The organism is Pedobacter sp. ASV28, assembly GCF_016428855.1.
Lineage (GTDB): Bacteria > Bacteroidota > Bacteroidia > Sphingobacteriales > Sphingobacteriaceae > Pedobacter.
Map to the genome: position 1 here is coordinate 1 of NZ_JAELTN010000092.1, position 15,147 is coordinate 15,147.

Genomic DNA, 15,147 nt, shown 5'->3' on the forward strand with positions numbered 1-15,147 from the left:
CTTTTACGCCAGAGCCTTCCCGAAAAAATCCGGATATTAAAGATCAGCTTTTTGAAGGGATGTCTAGGGCAAGACATTCTTACAGAGCAGATAAATTTATTGTTTATTTCCAGCCTAATACCAATACCTATGCGCCGGTTCATTATTTAAAAATGATGTATGATGAGGCTTTGTCCGTAAATACCGAAGATGTGGTTGGCTTTGCAGTAGGAACACGCCCCGATTGTATCGATGCCGAAAAAGTTGCCCTTTTGGAAAGTTATACCGACCGTTTTGATGTGGACCTGGAGATGGGCATGGAGTCTATTTATGACGAAACATTGGAACAGATTAATAGGGGCTGTAGTCATGGTGAATTTGTTGAGGCGGTGAAGCTATTGGAAAATACCAAGCTTGATCTCTGTGTGCATACCATTTTTGGTTTCCCGTGGGAAACCAGGGAGATGATGTTGGGCTATATTCATGAGATCAACCGGTTTCCACAGATCAAATTTGTGAAATTTCATCACCTGCATATTGTAGAGGGATCTATTATGGGGGTTAAATATAAAAAAGAGCCATTTAAGTTGTTTACCCTCGAAGAATACACCGATTTACTTTGCGAATTAATTCCGTTGCTTAGGCCGGACATTGTTATTCAGCGTTTGTTTGGGATTTCTGATTGGGATTTGTTGATTGCGCCCAACTGGGGGCTGAATAAATCTTCCATACAAAGCTATATGGATAAGGAGATTGAGCGTAGGGGGGTTGTGCAGGGATCTGCTTATAAGCCAATTGCTGGGTAATGTGCGTTACGCTATAAAATTTTCTTCTCGTTTTTTTTAATTCATAGAATGCCTAGGAATAGGCGTATTATGTCTATTGTTTATTATAAGATTTATCTTCTTATCGCATAAGGTGAATGTTCTTTGTGGTTATCTACAGGGCAACTGCCTTGGCCTATGGGGCTTTCCATGCCAGCCAAAATTGGTCTTGAAGCTTAACGAGCTAATACTCGTGAAAAATTAGAACATTTCTTGTGAGGAACTGTGTTGAATAATAATCATTAAAGTTTTCTGATGCTACAATAAAGGTGGAGGGTCTCCGCGTGCCGGTTAAAGTTGATTGAATTGTGCGAAAATTTAGGTGATTGTAATTTTTTAATTCTTTTTCTCTAGTTTTTGTGTCTTTTTTGGTTTTGTTGTTTTGTTGTTTTTGTTTTTGTGGGTAATTTTTAGTTTTTTGTTGTGTGTTTTTAAATTTTAAATTGTTTTTTTTTGATTTTGTCTTAATTTTTTAGTTTTTATTTTGTTTGATTTTGTTCTTTTTGTGTTTTGTATTGTAATTTATGGCTTATTTATTGTTTTAAATTGTGAAAATTTTAATTTTTTACTATTTTTTGTAAAAAATTTAACATAAAATTGATTTTTATTTATAATTTAGGTTTAAAATCAGACACTAAAATTTAAATTATGAGTAAAATTTTATTTAAACAATGGGCTCCATTTGCAATATTGATTGTTGTAGCGGTAGCCGCTTTATTTATCCCTTTGTTGCCAAACTTTGATGATGGCAAATACAACGCAGCTGATGTGGCCTTCGTTTTGGTTGCTGCGGCATTGGTATTTTTGATGACGCCAGGTCTTGCCTTTTTCTATGGTGGGATGGTGCATCGTAAAAATGTGCTGTCGACCATGATAAAAAGTGTGGTTGCGGCCGGGGTGATTACTGTTCTGTGGGTAGTAGTAGGGTTCAGCTTGGCATTTGGAGATAGTATTGGGGGGCTGATCGGCAATCCAAAAACTTTCTTCTTTTTTCAGGGCGTAAATTCAGGTCCGGCATGGGGCACCATCCCCTTGTCGTTGTTTGCGGTATTTCAGTTGATGTTTGCTATTATTACGCCCGGTCTGGTAGTAGGAGCGGTAGCTGAACGTATCCGTTTCACTTCGTATATTCTGTTTATAGTGCTGTTTGCCATCTTTGTTTATTCTCCATTGGCACATTGGACCTGGCATTCGGATGGTATTCTGTTTAAAATGGGCGTATTAGACTTTGCTGGAGGTACGGTAGTACATATTTCGGCTGGTATGGCTGCATTGGCAGGTGCATTGGTATTGAAACGTAGGAGATCACACCTTGAACATAAGGAAGTACCTCCTGCCAATATCCCTTACGTATTGATCGGAACAGGCCTACTTTGGTTTGGTTGGTTTGGTTTTAATGCTGGATCGGCACTTGGTGCCAATGCTTTGGCTGTTTCTGCTTTCTTAACTACTAATATTGCAGCAGGTTCTGCTGGTTTGTCATGGATGTTTTTTGATGCAGCAAGAGGTAAAAAGCCTTCGGTGCTTGGTTTCTGTATAGGTGCGGTAGTAGGTTTGGTGGCCATTACACCTGGTGCAGGTTTTGTGAGTATTCCATCGAGTATATTTATAGGCGTTTTTGCGGCCATCGTTTCTAATTTAGTGGTGGCTTGGAAACAAAAAACAAGCCTTGATGATACCTTGGATGTTTTCCCTTGTCATGGTGTTGGCGGTATTGTAGGGATGCTTTTAACCGGTGTTTTTGCTACCAAAACAGTAAATGGGGCAGGAACCGATGGCTTGTTGTACGGCAATCCTGAATTCTTCTTTACCCAGTTAAAAGGAATGCTATTGGTTGTTGTATTCAGCTTTGTCGTGTCATTCATTATTTTTAAGCTCATTAATTTGGTACTTCCAATCCGTGTAACTGCAGATGAAGAAGAAGAAGGCTTGGATGCTAGCCAGCACAATGAAAAGTATACCCAGGGTACTTTGATTGTGTCGGGGCAGGAAATTCCAAATGTATAATACTCCGCTTAGGCTAAGTTTAAAATCATGATGGTTTTAATTGTTTGAAATACTTTTTTCTACCCAACAATGTGACGTGAACAGAATTGGGTAGAAATAAAGAAGCTACGGAAAACAATCGGATGGTTGTGGTGATGTTGCTGTAAAACAATTATTTAGGTTACAACCTTAGGGGTTGGTGGGATTGCTTTGATTAAATTTTGCGCTATGCTATATCAATTTTCGTCTACCTAGAGAAAATTAAGATCAATTTTTAACCATTAAAATTTATTGAAAATGAAAAATATAGCTGCATTCTCTCTTTTATTATTTGGTACAGCAACGCTTGCCGTTGCCCAAGAAAAAGCTTCTCCTTTAGAAATCTCAGGTTCTGTAGATACTTATTATAAATATGATTTAAATAAATCGAGCAATATCAAAACCTTTTTTGCCAATGAGCAAAATTCCGTTTCCTTAGGTATGATTGATCTGGCGTTGAAGAAAACAACTGGAAAGGCATCGTTTGTAGGCGAGCTTTCTTTTGGTCCAAGAGGCCAATATCAATCTATTCCTGATGTTACTGGTGGCTACGATCCGGAAAAGAATGGTTTCAATATTCAAAATTTGTATGTTAATTATGCCTTTACCGATAAATTTACCATGACTGCAGGCTATATGGGTACTTTTATTGGCTATGAGGTCATTTCACCAGCGGCCAATTTCAACTATTCTACTTCTTATTTGTTTGGTAGCGGACCATTCCAAAATGCCGGAATTAAAGGTACTTATGCGTTTTCTGATAAAGTGAGCCTAATGTTGGGGCTGTTCAATGAATGGAACCAATATACCGCTACACGTGGGGTATCTAGTTTTGGTGGACAATTAATGGTCTCTCCTGTGGAAGGATGGACGGCCTATATTAATGGCCTACATGGATTGGACGGTTATGGGAACTACAGCACCATATTGGATTTGACTACCGCCTATCAGATTAACGATAAAGTTAAAATAGGTTTAAATGCGGCAAACCTCAGCGCAGGTGATGATAAATTTGGTTATTCTGGTGTAGCACTGTACCCACAATATGCATTTACGCCTGCAGTTGCCTTAGGTTTAAGGGCTGAATATTTTAATTATAAAGGGATTTCTGGTGGACCTAGTGCCAGTGTTACTTCCTTTACTTTATCGGGAAACATTAAAGCTGGTGGGCTAACCTTCATTCCGGAGGTGCGCTTCGACAGTGATAAGGATTTTACCCAAGGATTTTTCAAGAAAGATGGTGTTACTCCAAACAAATCTGCATCACAATTTTCATTGGCTGCAGTGTATAGCTTCTAAATTGATCTCTGTCGGACTAATCACAACCCAAAGAGCGCCAATAATAATATTGGCGCTTTTAAAATGTATGCCATGAAAGTTTCCATATTATTTTTGTACCTGCTATGTATCTGCTCTTATCTGAAGGCACAGGACACCGAACTGCTTCCAAAAGATGAAGCCGGGAAATTTATTTATTACGAGGTGGTTAAGCTACATGATTTACCTTTACATACCTTAAAGGTCAGGTTGCTCGATTTTTTTGCGAAAAATAAAGTGGGCTTAAAGTCTACTAAATTTCAAATGACCGATAGTACTTTCTCGGCAAGTGGTAAGCTGATTATTAATAAAACAATGGTGGTCGTTTCACATCCTTCTGGAGAGGTAAATTATAATTTCGTATTGGAAACCAAGTTGGATAAGTATCGGTTTTGGCTAACAGATTTTAAATTTATTCCCTATCAAAAAGATAGGTACGGTAATTTTGTGCCCAGCACAACGGTTGGAGTTCCTTTAGAAAACGAGCCAGCAAAGTTTAATGCGGAACAATGGAAAGAATATCGATCACAGACCGCATTATATGCAGCTAGTTTTGCAGAAAAAATTAAAAAGCATCTGGCCGATCCTGTATTAAAGACCAGTTTGCCTGCTGAAAAAAAGATGGTCACTAAGGTATGGTAAGCTCAATGTACCATTTTGTCTGCACAGGTAGAGCTGGCAAATGCTTCGGGCTTTGCCTTGAATATAAAACCCATGCTCAAAATATAGCCCATAGCTTCATTTAATGCTTTGTTCGATTTGAAAGAGGGATTGGTATTGATATCAGCATGAACTTCTAGATCTACATTGTAGATGTCCAAAAGGTCACATATGGAATAAGCAATTTCTATCGACTTTTGTACTTCGAGCAGCATTCTTTCCTTAATGCCCATCTGCTGGGTGGTTTTATCTTGGGCAATGTACATAAAACCGCCATGATGTTCTCTGAGTAGGACGATAACGGTAGCAAAGTCGGTATGTGCACCCTTTACTTGAGAATCGGTGCCAATACATACCTTTAATTTGTAGCCATTTTCAGTTTCGCGGAGAATTGCTTTTTCTACTTCTTCTAAGATGGACGAATGAATAACTTCGCCACTAAATTTCTTCCAGGTCATAAGTTATTGGATATTAAGCAAACCCTTTATCAGGTTTCTTAAAATTAAGACCTTATTGTTAAATTTTGTTTAAGTATATATGGTTTATTTGCTAACATTTTATTGTTTTTCAACAAGTTAGGTGTGTTGTTGTCTTTTTTTGATCCATTCTTGTTCAAAGGAATTGCTTATTATGCCAGTACTACATTCCAACTGTAATGTATACCTTTACGTCATGAAAATGCAAGAGCTACTCCAAAACCTGAAAATTACCGATCTGAATGCTATTCAAAAGACAGTGATCGACAAAGCACAGTCAGGTAGCGATGTGGTGGTTTTGGCACCTACCGGCTCGGGCAAAACCTTGTCTTTCCTCCTCCCGGTTTTTAGCAAACTAGATCCGAATAAAAAAGGGGTGCAATGCTTGATCTTGGTCCCCTCTAGAGAGTTGGCCTTACAGATAGAACAGGTATTTAAGCAAATGGCTACAGGTTTTAAGGTAAGCTGCTGCTATGGCGGGCATGCGGTAAAGGTGGAGCGTAACAACCTGGTGGAGCCTCCCGCAGTGTTGATCGGCACTCCAGGCCGTATTGCCTTTCATTTAAGGGCGCAAAATTTTGACGAAAGCACTATTGAAATGTTGGTACTGGATGAATTCGATAAGGCATTGGAGTTTGGCTTTACAGATGACATGTCGGCAATTATCTCGAAGCTTTTTTCCATAAAGCAACGTATACTTACTTCTGCTACGGCAATGGAAGATATTCCGGCATTTACCGGCTTAAAGGCATATGAAGAAGTGAATTTTTTACAGCATGAAAAAGTACTGCCAAATATCAAATTAAAAAAAATACCCACCACTGCGGAAGATAAATTGGACACCTTATTCAGGTTGATCTGTAAAATAGGCAACCGATCGATGTTGATCTTCTGCAATCACCGAGAAACCGTGGACAGGATAAGTGATCTTTTGATTGATAAGGATCTGGTGCATGATATATTTCATGGTGGAATGGAGCAGGAAGAAAGGGAGCGGGCCTTGTTAAAGTTTAGGAATGGCAGTGTTCAGATCCTGATCACTACAGATCTGGCTGCAAGAGGCTTGGATATTCCCGAGGTAGAGTTTATTATCCACTATCAGTTACCTTATACCAAAGATGCATTTCTACATAGAAATGGGCGTACGGCTAGAATGAATGCCGAAGGAACGGTTTACCTGATCTTTGCCGAAGAGGAGAAGTTCCCTTACTTGGACCAAGAGGTAGAAGTTGAAGAACTTAAATCTACTTATCCCATTCCCAAAGACAGCATATGGCAGACCATTTACCTGAGTGCAGGAAAAAAGGATAAGATCAATAAAGTGGATATTGTTGGGTTTCTGATCAAGACAGGAGGTTTGACCAAAGACGACCTAGGCCTGATCGAAGTGAAAGACCAGGCAGCCTATATTGCTATAAAACGTAATTTAAGCCAACAGGTACTTAAAAAGCTAAATAATCAAAAAATAAAGAACAAAAAGGTAAAGATAGAAATTGCCATGTAGGCGCATCTTTTATCTTTATAGTTATAATTAGAATGAGCAATAACGAAATTATGAAAAAATTAAGGGTAGCCTTATCCTTAAATAGCGATCAAATCATTGAAATTTGCAAATTGGTTAATTTTACGGTAACCAAAAGTGAACTTGGTGATATTTTCAGGAAGGATGACCATCCAAATTTTAAGAAATGTGGAGATCAAATCTTACGAAATTTTCTAAATGGCCTAGTTATTTATAAACGTGGCCCAAGAGAGAACCATTAGATTATAGGGCCAGGTTCTGGTTAATCTAATGGTTAAAGGCCATATTAATTAATATTGTGCCTTAATTTTTTCTTGCTGATCAGGTTTTCAATTTTTTCTAATAGCACATCCATTTTAAATGGCTTTGGCATAAAATCATCTGGAGGGGTGGCCAAATATCCTATTTCCTGGGCATGATACAAGGCAGACATCATAAGTACGGGGATGTTCTTGGTTTGGATGTTAGATTTTATCTGATTGCAGACTACCCGCCCATCAATTTTGCCCAATACAATATCCAGGATGATAAGATCGGGCTGGAAATTGATTATCGTTTCAAAAATGTTATCTGCATTTGTTAAGGGCTCTACATCATAACCTCCAATTTCTAAAACAAGCTCTATGGTTTCTAGTACTTCTTCATCGTCATCTACTACAATAATCTTCTTCATGTGCGCAAATATAACATTGTTGAACTATTTACATAACAATGAATTAACAATTGGGTTTAGATTAAATGAATATTTTTAAATAAAACTTTCAATTATTTTTGAAAGTTTAGAAAAGGTGTGTATATTTGGCTATGCAATTTGAGGAAGCAAAAAATAAATTCGTTCAAACATGGGGTGCTTTAGGGTCGCAGTGGGGTATTAATAAAACCATGGCCCAAATTCATGCCTTGCTTATGGTCTCTAGCGAATCTGTTTCCATGGAAGATATCATGCAACAATTACAAATATCAAGGGGAAATGCCAGTATGAACCTGCGTAGTTTGATGGATTGGGGAATTGTATACAAGGCAAACAAGCCAGGTGAACGGAAAGAATTTTTTATAGCAGAGAAAGATTTGGACGAATTGGCTACCAAAATTGCAAAAGAAAGAAGTAAAAGGGAGATTAAGCCCGCATTAAAGGTGTTAAAGGAAGTTTCGGTAATAGAGGCAGACGGTTCGAAAGCGGCCGAACATTTTATTCAGCAAACCCAAAAGCTTTATGACTTTGTGGCAAAGGCCGACGAAATGATTGATAGGGTAACCACTTATAAAGACAATTGGCTGGGCAAGTTGATGATGAAAATATTAAAGTAAATTTTTTTGTTACAAATTTTCAATGTTTTTTGAAAGTTTTAAAATAAATGGATTTTAAAATAAAGATAGCGCTATGAAAAATCTCAACCTCCTTGGCTATGGCCTATTTATTTTATTCATTGTGCTGATTATTGTATGGGTAGGGAAGATCTGTTATAAGAACGGAAATTTGTTCGTTGCCGAATTAATTCCAGGGCATGTGGAACTCTGCCATCAAATCAACAAGGTATTGCTAATTGGTTATTACTTGGTCAATATAGGCTATTGTGCACTTACACTGTCTTTTTGGGAACCCATATTTTCGGTGTCGGTGTTGGTAGAAGTAGTTGCTTTAAAAATAGCCACCATTATTATGATCTTATCTGTTTTGCATTACCTCAATATTTTTATACTGGCGACTAGTGTTCAAAAATTAATTAAACAACAATAAATCTCAACGTTATGGAAACTACAAAAATTCTGATCGGCTATGCAGTTTATGTACCTATTGCATTAATACTTACCTTATATGTATCAAAAACCCTGTTCAGGAACAGCAAGATCTATATGCTCGATATTTTTAGGGGAAGGGAAGAAATAGCCTATGCTACCAATAAACTTTTTGAAACGGGTTTTTACCTATTGAACATTGGTTTTGCGCTGATGATCCTGAAGATCAATTTGTACGATAATAATTATCAGGAATTGGTGGAAGCGCTAAGCTATAAGATTGGGAGTTTCTCTATTTATTTGGGCCTGATGTTATTTATTAATCTCTATTTCTTTTTTAGGGGAAAGAGAAAAGCCAAGGAGCAAACTAGGCCTATACCTGAGCCGCCCAGATTTGTAGCCTAAAAATAGCAAAGAAGGTATCTGAAACAGCCCCTGTCATTCTCAGCTTACCATAGCTAAAGTTGGATGACGAAACAGGCTTTTAGATACCTTCTTTTTTAGCGTTTATGCTAATTTTTTGTATTTGATTCTTTTAGGCGCCACATCTCCCAATCGTTTTTTACGATTTTCTTCATAATCAGAGTAGTTCCCTTCAAAGAAATATACTTGAGAGTCGCCTTCAAAGGCCAAGATGTGCGTACAAATACGGTCTAGAAACCATCTGTCGTGACTAATGATCACCGCACAGCCCCCAAAGTTTTCCAGGGCTTCTTCCAAAGAACGAAGGGTGTTTACATCGATATCGTTGGTAGGCTCATCCAGTAATAACACGTTGGCACCTTCTTTCAAGGTGATTGCCAAATGTACACGGTTACGCTCTCCTCCAGAAAGTACACCAACTTTCTTTTGCTGGTCGCCACCGTTAAAGTTGAATTTAGAGACGTACGCTCTTGAGTTCACCTGTTTGTTGCCTAATAACATATTGTCTAAGCCGCCGGTAATGTTTTCATAAACAGTTTTCTCTGCGTCTAAATCATTGTGCATTTGGTCTACATAACCCAGTTTCACCGTTTCGCCCACTCTAAAATCACCGTTGTCAGGTTGTTCTTGTCCGGTAATTAAACGGAACAAAGTAGTTTTACCGGCACCGTTGGGTCCAATAATACCAACTATGCCTGCAGGAGGCAATGAAAAGCTTAGGTTTTCGAAAAGCAGCTTATCGTCGTAGGCCTTAGAAATATTATTGGCTTCGATGACAACATTGCCCAAGCGTGGCCCTGCAGGAATAAACAGCTCCAATTTTTCTTCGCGTTCCCTGCCGTCTTCGCTGGCCAGTTTCTCATAGTTAGATAAACGAGCCTTAGATTTGGCATGACGGGCCTTGGGTGCCATACGTACCCATTCCAGCTCACGTTCTAAAGTTTTTTGGCGCTTGCTCTCTGTTTTTTCTTCTTGTGCCAAGCGTTTGGCTTTTTGGTCTAACCATGAAGAGTAATTGCCTTTCCATGGAATACCTTCACCGCGGTCAAGTTCTAAAATCCAGCCTGCAACGTTATCCAAGAAATACCTATCGTGGGTTACGGCAATAACGGTTCCTTTATAGTTTTGTAAGAACTGCTCTAACCAATCGATACTTTCGGCATCCAAGTGGTTGGTAGGCTCATCTAATAATAGTACATCTGGTTCTTGTAGCAACAAACGGCACATGGCCACCCGACGGCGTTCTCCTCCAGATAAAACACCAATTTTGGCTTCCGGGTCTGGGCAGCGTAGCGCGTCCATTGCACGTTCTAATTTAGAGTCTAGTTCCCAAGCATTAACGGCATCAATTTTATCCTGTAATTCACCTTGCCTAGCCATCAATTTGTCCATCTTGTCGGCATCCGAATAGTTTTCTTCTAGGCCAAAGGCTTCATTAACTTGTTCGTATTCTTTAAGAATGGCGGTAATTTCGGCAACACCTTCCTCTACTACTTCACGTACGGTTTTTTCTGGGTCTAATTCTGGTTCCTGCGCTAAATAACCTACCGTATAGCCTGGCGAAAAAACAACTTCACCTTGTATAGACTTATCTAAGCCAGCAATAATTTTTAATAGGGACGACTTACCCGAACCGTTTAAACCAATTACCCCAATTTTAGCACCGTAAAAGAAGGATAGGTATATATTTTTTAAAACCTGTTTTTGTGGCGGATAGATCTTGCTGACCCCAGCCATTGAAAATATGATTTTTTCGTCTGACATGATAAAATTTTGTTTGTGCAAAGATGCCATTTATTTTGGAAAAGTCCGAAGGTTAGAGGTCCGATGTCTGAAGATAATAGCGTTAGTTCAATTTTCTATTGGTAAAAGCAGGCATAGCCACAGCGGATTGATTTTTAGAAAAGCAAACTGCTTATAAAATTAGCACAAGTCGGGCTATACGCTACAAGTTCTCATTTCGCTACGCTCATTCCGGGCTTTCCGCTGCTATCCCGTTTAGTTAACGAAAGCCTGTGCAATGTTTGTAATTTTTAATATGAATGGTCTTCAAGGGATATACATAAAGCATTAAAGTTGCCGTCCGATAGCAATTGGATCGAGCCGACAATAACAAGCAACTATTAAAAAACCAACCAACCAACTAACCAACCAAACAACTACTCATAATTTCCAAACTTCTTTGCATCTCCTCCGTAGTTAAATGCCCGAAGCCAATACGCATGGCCGTGAGTTTTTGATTTTGATACAGGATATTCTTTGGAATGAACAGATCATGCTGTTTACATACTTTAGCAAGTTTGAGCAAGGAAATGGGCTTTTTCCATTTCAGCCAAAGTGCTAAACCGCCATTAGGAACATCAAATGAAACTTCATCCTTAAAATATTCGATCAATAGCTTGCAGCAGTGATTTCTACGTTCCTGGTAAATTTTCAGCGATTTTTTGAGGTGTCGGTGTATATCGCCCTCGGCAATCATTTCTCCCAATACCTGTTCCATGACAACATCTCCCTGCCGATCTAATATGCCCAGATACTTGTGCATTTCTGACACCAGGTTTTGTGGTGCTACCACAAAACCCGTACTAAACGATGGTGCCAGAGATTTGCCAAATGAACCGATATAGATCACCATACCGTTCAAATCGGCACTGGCCAACGGCATTATGGTTGCTTTTTCATATTGGAAATCGTAGTCGTAATCGTCTTCTATGATAATAAAGCCATATTCGTTTGCCAATTTCAAGAGCTGCACCCGCCTTTGCGCACTTAAACTTACCGTAGTAGGATAATGGTGGTGGGGAGTAATGTATACCATTCTGATGGGCGTTGTTTTTAGCAATTCTGCCAACCGGCCCACATCAATACCTTGTTCGTCTACGGGTAGGGTAGCCACCTTGGCGCCTGCTTTTTGAAAAATCATATTCGCCGTAAACAAGCCCAGTTCGCCCACCATTACCCTATCCTGTGGCTTAATTAATAATTGGGCAATGATGTACAAACTCATTTCGGTGCTTCGGGTAATCACTAAGTTTTTTTTAGAGATGTGCAGACCCCTGGAGATATTTAGATAGTTGCTCAATTGTTCTTTAAAATATTCACTTTCATATTGTTGGCTTGCCATCTTTTTGTGCATGCTTTTCCGCTTTAGGGAAGCACTGTAAAGACTGGAAAGATTATGGACCTGTGTTAAACGAATATCTGGTGTACCATCGGTAAATTGGTAGGTGCAAGAAGAATGTTCAAATGGATTATCCAGAATATTAGATTGCTTAAAGCTATAACCTGTTTCAGAAGGATAGTGGGCCAAGGAAATCAACGAATTGTATGGGCGTTCGTTAAATTTTGAACCTGCGGTGTAAATGACATAGGTGCCTTTGTTGGGCCGTGTTTCTATCCAACCTTGGCTATCCATTTCTTCATAAGCGGCAATTACGGTTTTGCGATGTAGCTGCAGGAGCTCACTCAAGGTACGGCTGCCGGGCATTTTTGTGCCCGCCATTAAGTAGCCCCGTTGTATAGCATTGATAAGCTGCTGTGCCAGTTGCAGGTAAATGGGTGTTTTGGTACTTCTTTCTAATTGGATGAAGCTTAAAAATGGAATTTCAACCGGACTACTCATATTCTAAAAACTGGACTATTTTAATGTTCCGGAAAGATACGAGTTTTGCATCGAAGTTGGGAAGTCCGAAAGCGTTGGCCATTTTCAGTTTGTAACTGGTCATTTCAACGATTAAACAATTAAATAGTTAACCGATTAACCAAAAAAATAACCATACAACAATCTCCACAATGAAGAGAACTTTACTACCCATATTAATCCTTACCTCAGTAGTTGCATTTGCTCAAGAAACAAAACAAGATACGACTAAACTCAACGAAATCATCATTTCCGAAAATAGACTACAAACTCCTTTTAGCAAGCAAGCGAGAAATATCCAGCTGATTACGAAAGAACAGATTGCGCAATTGCCAGTTAAATCAATTAATGAGGTGTTAAGTTACATTGCTGGCGTAGATGTCCGTCAGCGTGGGCCATTTGGTACGCAGGCAGATATTAGTATTGATGGTGGAAGTTTTGAGCAGACATTGATTTTATTAAACGGTGTGAAAATTTCTGATGTGCAAACTGCGCATCATTCTATGAATATTCCAGTGCCATTGTCAGCTATCGAGCGTATTGAGGTGTTGAAAGGTCCAGCGGCACGTATTTACGGTATCAATGCCCTAACAGGTGCAATCAACATCGTTACTAAAACTGCAAAGCAATCATCAATAAACGTAAATCTTCAGGCAGGTTCTTCTTTTGAAGATAAAGCGCTAGGCGATGGTAGCGGCATTTACGGCGGTGCTTCTGCGCAGTTAGCCTTAAATATGGCAGGCAAAAATGGCCGGCATTTAGTTGGGTTTGGCGTTACTGATTATAACGGACAACGTTACAACAGCAGCACTTACGACCATAAGTTTTTCTATCAGGGCAATATCGATTTTGATGAAAAAAATAAACTGAACTTGATGGGCGGCTACCTCCATAATGCTTTTGGTGCTAGCGGTTACTATGCTGCTCCAGGGGATAAAGAAGCTTTTGAAATTGTAGAAACGGCTTTATTTGCTGTGGGTTCTTCTCACCAATTAAGCAACAATTTTAGCATTAGACCAAGAATTAGCGCACGTCACAACTGGGACGATTATCGGTATTTCAGAAATGATTTGACCAGAGCGAGATCTTTGCACAAAACAGCTGTATGGTCTGCAGAAATAAATAGTACCCTACATTCTACCATAGGTGATTTCGGTTTTGGGCTAGAATCTCGATCTGAAAATATAGAAAGCACCAATATAGGCGATAGGGAACGCTACAATCATGGTGCTTATATGGAATATAAAACGGAAGCGGTTAAAAATTTGTTGCTAAATGTAGGTACCTATGTAAATTACAACACAGATTATGGTTGGCAGGCTTTCCCAGGAATTGATGTGGCCTATCTATTTACGCCAAAATGGAAATTGGCATTTAATGTAGGTTCCAGTCAGCGTATACCTTCTTTCACTGATTTGTATTTGAACCAGCGACCAGGCAATATTGGAAATCCGGATCTCAGGTCTGAAAATGCTTGGCAGTATGAGCTATCACTTCAATATAAATACGAAGGTTTGCAGGTTCAGGGCGGTTATTTCTATCGTAATATTTCCAATTTTATTGATTGGATAAGAAATTCATCGGCAGTTCCTTATCAGCCCCAGAATTTTGGAAACAACAAAGTGCAGGGACTTAACATTGGCTTAGGGCATAAGGTTAATTTCAATAGCAAAAGTAGTTTGAAATACGATTTAAGTTATAACTATTTACATGCCGGTGAAATGGATTATGCAACAAACGTAACTTCTAAATACGTCGTGGAAAATCTAAAACATCAGGCCCTGATGAGGTTGGTTTATGCTTATACGGATTGGCAATTTACCTTAGGCAATAGATGGATAGAAAGAGCGCTGAAAAATCCTTATTTGATTACAGATCTTCGTTTACAATACGGAAAACAGCAGTGGAATGTTTACACTGAAGTAACCAACCTTTTCAATAAGGATTATTTAGAAGTTGCGGCAGTACCTTTGCCCAAAAGATGGTTTGCCATAGGCGCCAATTATCGTTTTACGTTATAATAAACTAAATTTCCATTAGAGCCGGTTTTTGAAATCTTTAAACTTCGAAAACCGGTTTTTTTATGAGAAGGATAATGAATGTATGGAAACAATTAGCGGCTTGTAAATAAGTTGTTAATGCCGCCGAAAATGAAACTTAGACCTGGTATATTTAGTATAATGCTTCTCTATGTAAACGGTTTTGGTCGCTGTTTTTGGGCAGCAAGTTGAGCAATCTCATTAATTCTTTTAAGCCGTGTTTCGGGTCTTTTGGCAAGTACCAACCATTGTAGGATCATTTTTTTGGTCGATTTGCTCAAACTTGAAAAGTAATCTAAAGCGCCCATATGGTCTTCAAAGGCATTCGCTAGGTCCTGTCTCTTATACACATCTGACGCTGCCGACGATCGAGCCATAGTGTAGGTGGGGGGGGGGGGGGGGGGGTGGGGGGAGGGGGGGGGGGGGGGGGGGGGGGGGGGGGGGGGGGGGGGGGGGGGGGGGGGGGGGGGGGGGGGGGGGGGGGGGGGGGGGGGGGGGGGGGGGG

15 protein-coding genes are annotated in these 15,147 nt (G+C 39.4%); 10 read left to right on the plus strand and 5 right to left on the minus strand.

Annotation, left to right across the window (positions count from 1 at the left end; genetic code table 11):
* From JHD79_RS21170 to JHD79_RS21185, 4 genes are all read left to right on the plus strand, one after another.
* On the plus strand, positions 1–785 hold a 785-nt coding region (locus tag JHD79_RS21170; RefSeq protein ID WP_199121356.1), incomplete at its 5' end, for a TIGR01212 family radical SAM protein.
* A 666-nt stretch (positions 786–1,451) separates the two neighbouring features.
* On the plus strand, positions 1,452–2,810 hold the full coding sequence (locus JHD79_RS21175; protein WP_199121357.1) for an ammonium transporter: 1,359 nt from the start codon (positions 1,452–1,454) through the stop codon (positions 2,808–2,810).
* A gap of 276 nt (positions 2,811–3,086) precedes the next feature.
* Positions 3,087–4,127 (plus strand): porin, encoded by a 1,041-nt coding sequence (locus JHD79_RS21180; protein ID WP_199121358.1) that lies wholly within the window; start codon positions 3,087–3,089, stop codon positions 4,125–4,127.
* 72 nt (positions 4,128–4,199) lie between these two features.
* The gene (locus tag JHD79_RS21185; protein ID WP_199121359.1) at positions 4,200–4,787 is read left to right on the plus strand and encodes a hypothetical protein; all 588 of its coding nucleotides are present in this window, start codon (positions 4,200–4,202) and stop codon (positions 4,785–4,787) included.
* Between the two features lie 2 nt (positions 4,788–4,789).
* On the opposite strand, the gene JHD79_RS21190 is transcribed toward JHD79_RS21185, so the two are convergent.
* Positions 4,790–5,263, minus strand: a complete 474-nt coding sequence (locus tag JHD79_RS21190) for a ribonuclease H-like YkuK family protein (RefSeq protein WP_199121360.1) — start codon at positions 5,261–5,263, stop codon at positions 4,790–4,792.
* Between the two features lie 220 nt (positions 5,264–5,483).
* Between JHD79_RS21190 and JHD79_RS21195 the strand changes: the two genes are divergently transcribed.
* Both JHD79_RS21195 and JHD79_RS21200 read left to right on the plus strand, forming a co-directional pair.
* Positions 5,484–6,785, plus strand: a complete 1,302-nt coding sequence (locus JHD79_RS21195) for a DEAD/DEAH box helicase (RefSeq protein ID WP_370583366.1) — start codon at positions 5,484–5,486, stop codon at positions 6,783–6,785.
* A gap of 32 nt (positions 6,786–6,817) precedes the next feature.
* Positions 6,818–7,045, plus strand: coding sequence for a DUF1456 family protein (locus JHD79_RS21200; RefSeq protein ID WP_199121362.1), 228 nt, complete (start codon positions 6,818–6,820; stop codon positions 7,043–7,045).
* Between the two features lie 44 nt (positions 7,046–7,089).
* Here JHD79_RS21200 and JHD79_RS21205 read toward each other — a convergent pair whose 3' ends face one another.
* Positions 7,090–7,476, minus strand: coding sequence for a response regulator transcription factor (locus tag JHD79_RS21205; protein ID WP_199121363.1), 387 nt, complete (start codon positions 7,474–7,476; stop codon positions 7,090–7,092).
* 209 nt (positions 7,477–7,685) lie between these two features.
* On the opposite strand from JHD79_RS21205, the gene JHD79_RS21210 reads away from it, so the two are divergent.
* The 3 genes from JHD79_RS21210 to JHD79_RS21220 all read left to right on the plus strand — a co-directional run bounded on the left by JHD79_RS21210 (position 7,686) and on the right by JHD79_RS21220 (position 8,945).
* Positions 7,686–8,111, plus strand: coding sequence for a GbsR/MarR family transcriptional regulator (locus JHD79_RS21210; RefSeq protein ID WP_199121364.1), 426 nt, complete (start codon positions 7,686–7,688; stop codon positions 8,109–8,111).
* A 73-nt stretch (positions 8,112–8,184) separates the two neighbouring features.
* On the plus strand, positions 8,185–8,541 hold the full coding sequence (locus JHD79_RS21215) for a hypothetical protein (RefSeq protein ID WP_199121365.1): 357 nt from the start codon (positions 8,185–8,187) through the stop codon (positions 8,539–8,541).
* An 11-nt stretch (positions 8,542–8,552) separates the two neighbouring features.
* The gene (locus JHD79_RS21220) at positions 8,553–8,945 is read left to right on the plus strand and encodes a hypothetical protein (RefSeq protein ID WP_199121366.1); all 393 of its coding nucleotides are present in this window, start codon (positions 8,553–8,555) and stop codon (positions 8,943–8,945) included.
* Positions 8,946–9,047: 102 nt separating this feature from the next.
* On the opposite strand, the gene ettA is transcribed toward JHD79_RS21220, so the two are convergent.
* Complete coding sequence (gene ettA, locus JHD79_RS21225) at positions 9,048–10,727, minus strand: energy-dependent translational throttle protein EttA (RefSeq protein ID WP_199121367.1); 1,680 nt, start codon at positions 10,725–10,727, stop codon at positions 9,048–9,050.
* A 379-nt stretch (positions 10,728–11,106) separates the two neighbouring features.
* Positions 11,107–12,585: a PLP-dependent aminotransferase family protein gene (locus JHD79_RS21230; RefSeq protein ID WP_199121368.1), complete on the minus strand. Its 1,479-nt coding sequence runs from the start codon at positions 12,583–12,585 to the stop codon at positions 11,107–11,109.
* Positions 12,586–12,755: 170 nt separating this feature from the next.
* Here JHD79_RS21230 and JHD79_RS21235 point away from each other — a divergent pair, with 170 nt between their 5' ends.
* Complete coding sequence (locus JHD79_RS21235; protein WP_199121369.1) at positions 12,756–14,624, plus strand: TonB-dependent siderophore receptor; 1,869 nt, start codon at positions 12,756–12,758, stop codon at positions 14,622–14,624.
* 167 nt (positions 14,625–14,791) lie between these two features.
* Here the strand turns inward: JHD79_RS21235 and JHD79_RS21240 are convergent.
* Positions 14,792–15,147: YdeI/OmpD-associated family protein (locus tag JHD79_RS21240; protein ID WP_199121370.1), on the minus strand; the 356-nt coding region annotated here is incomplete at its 5' end.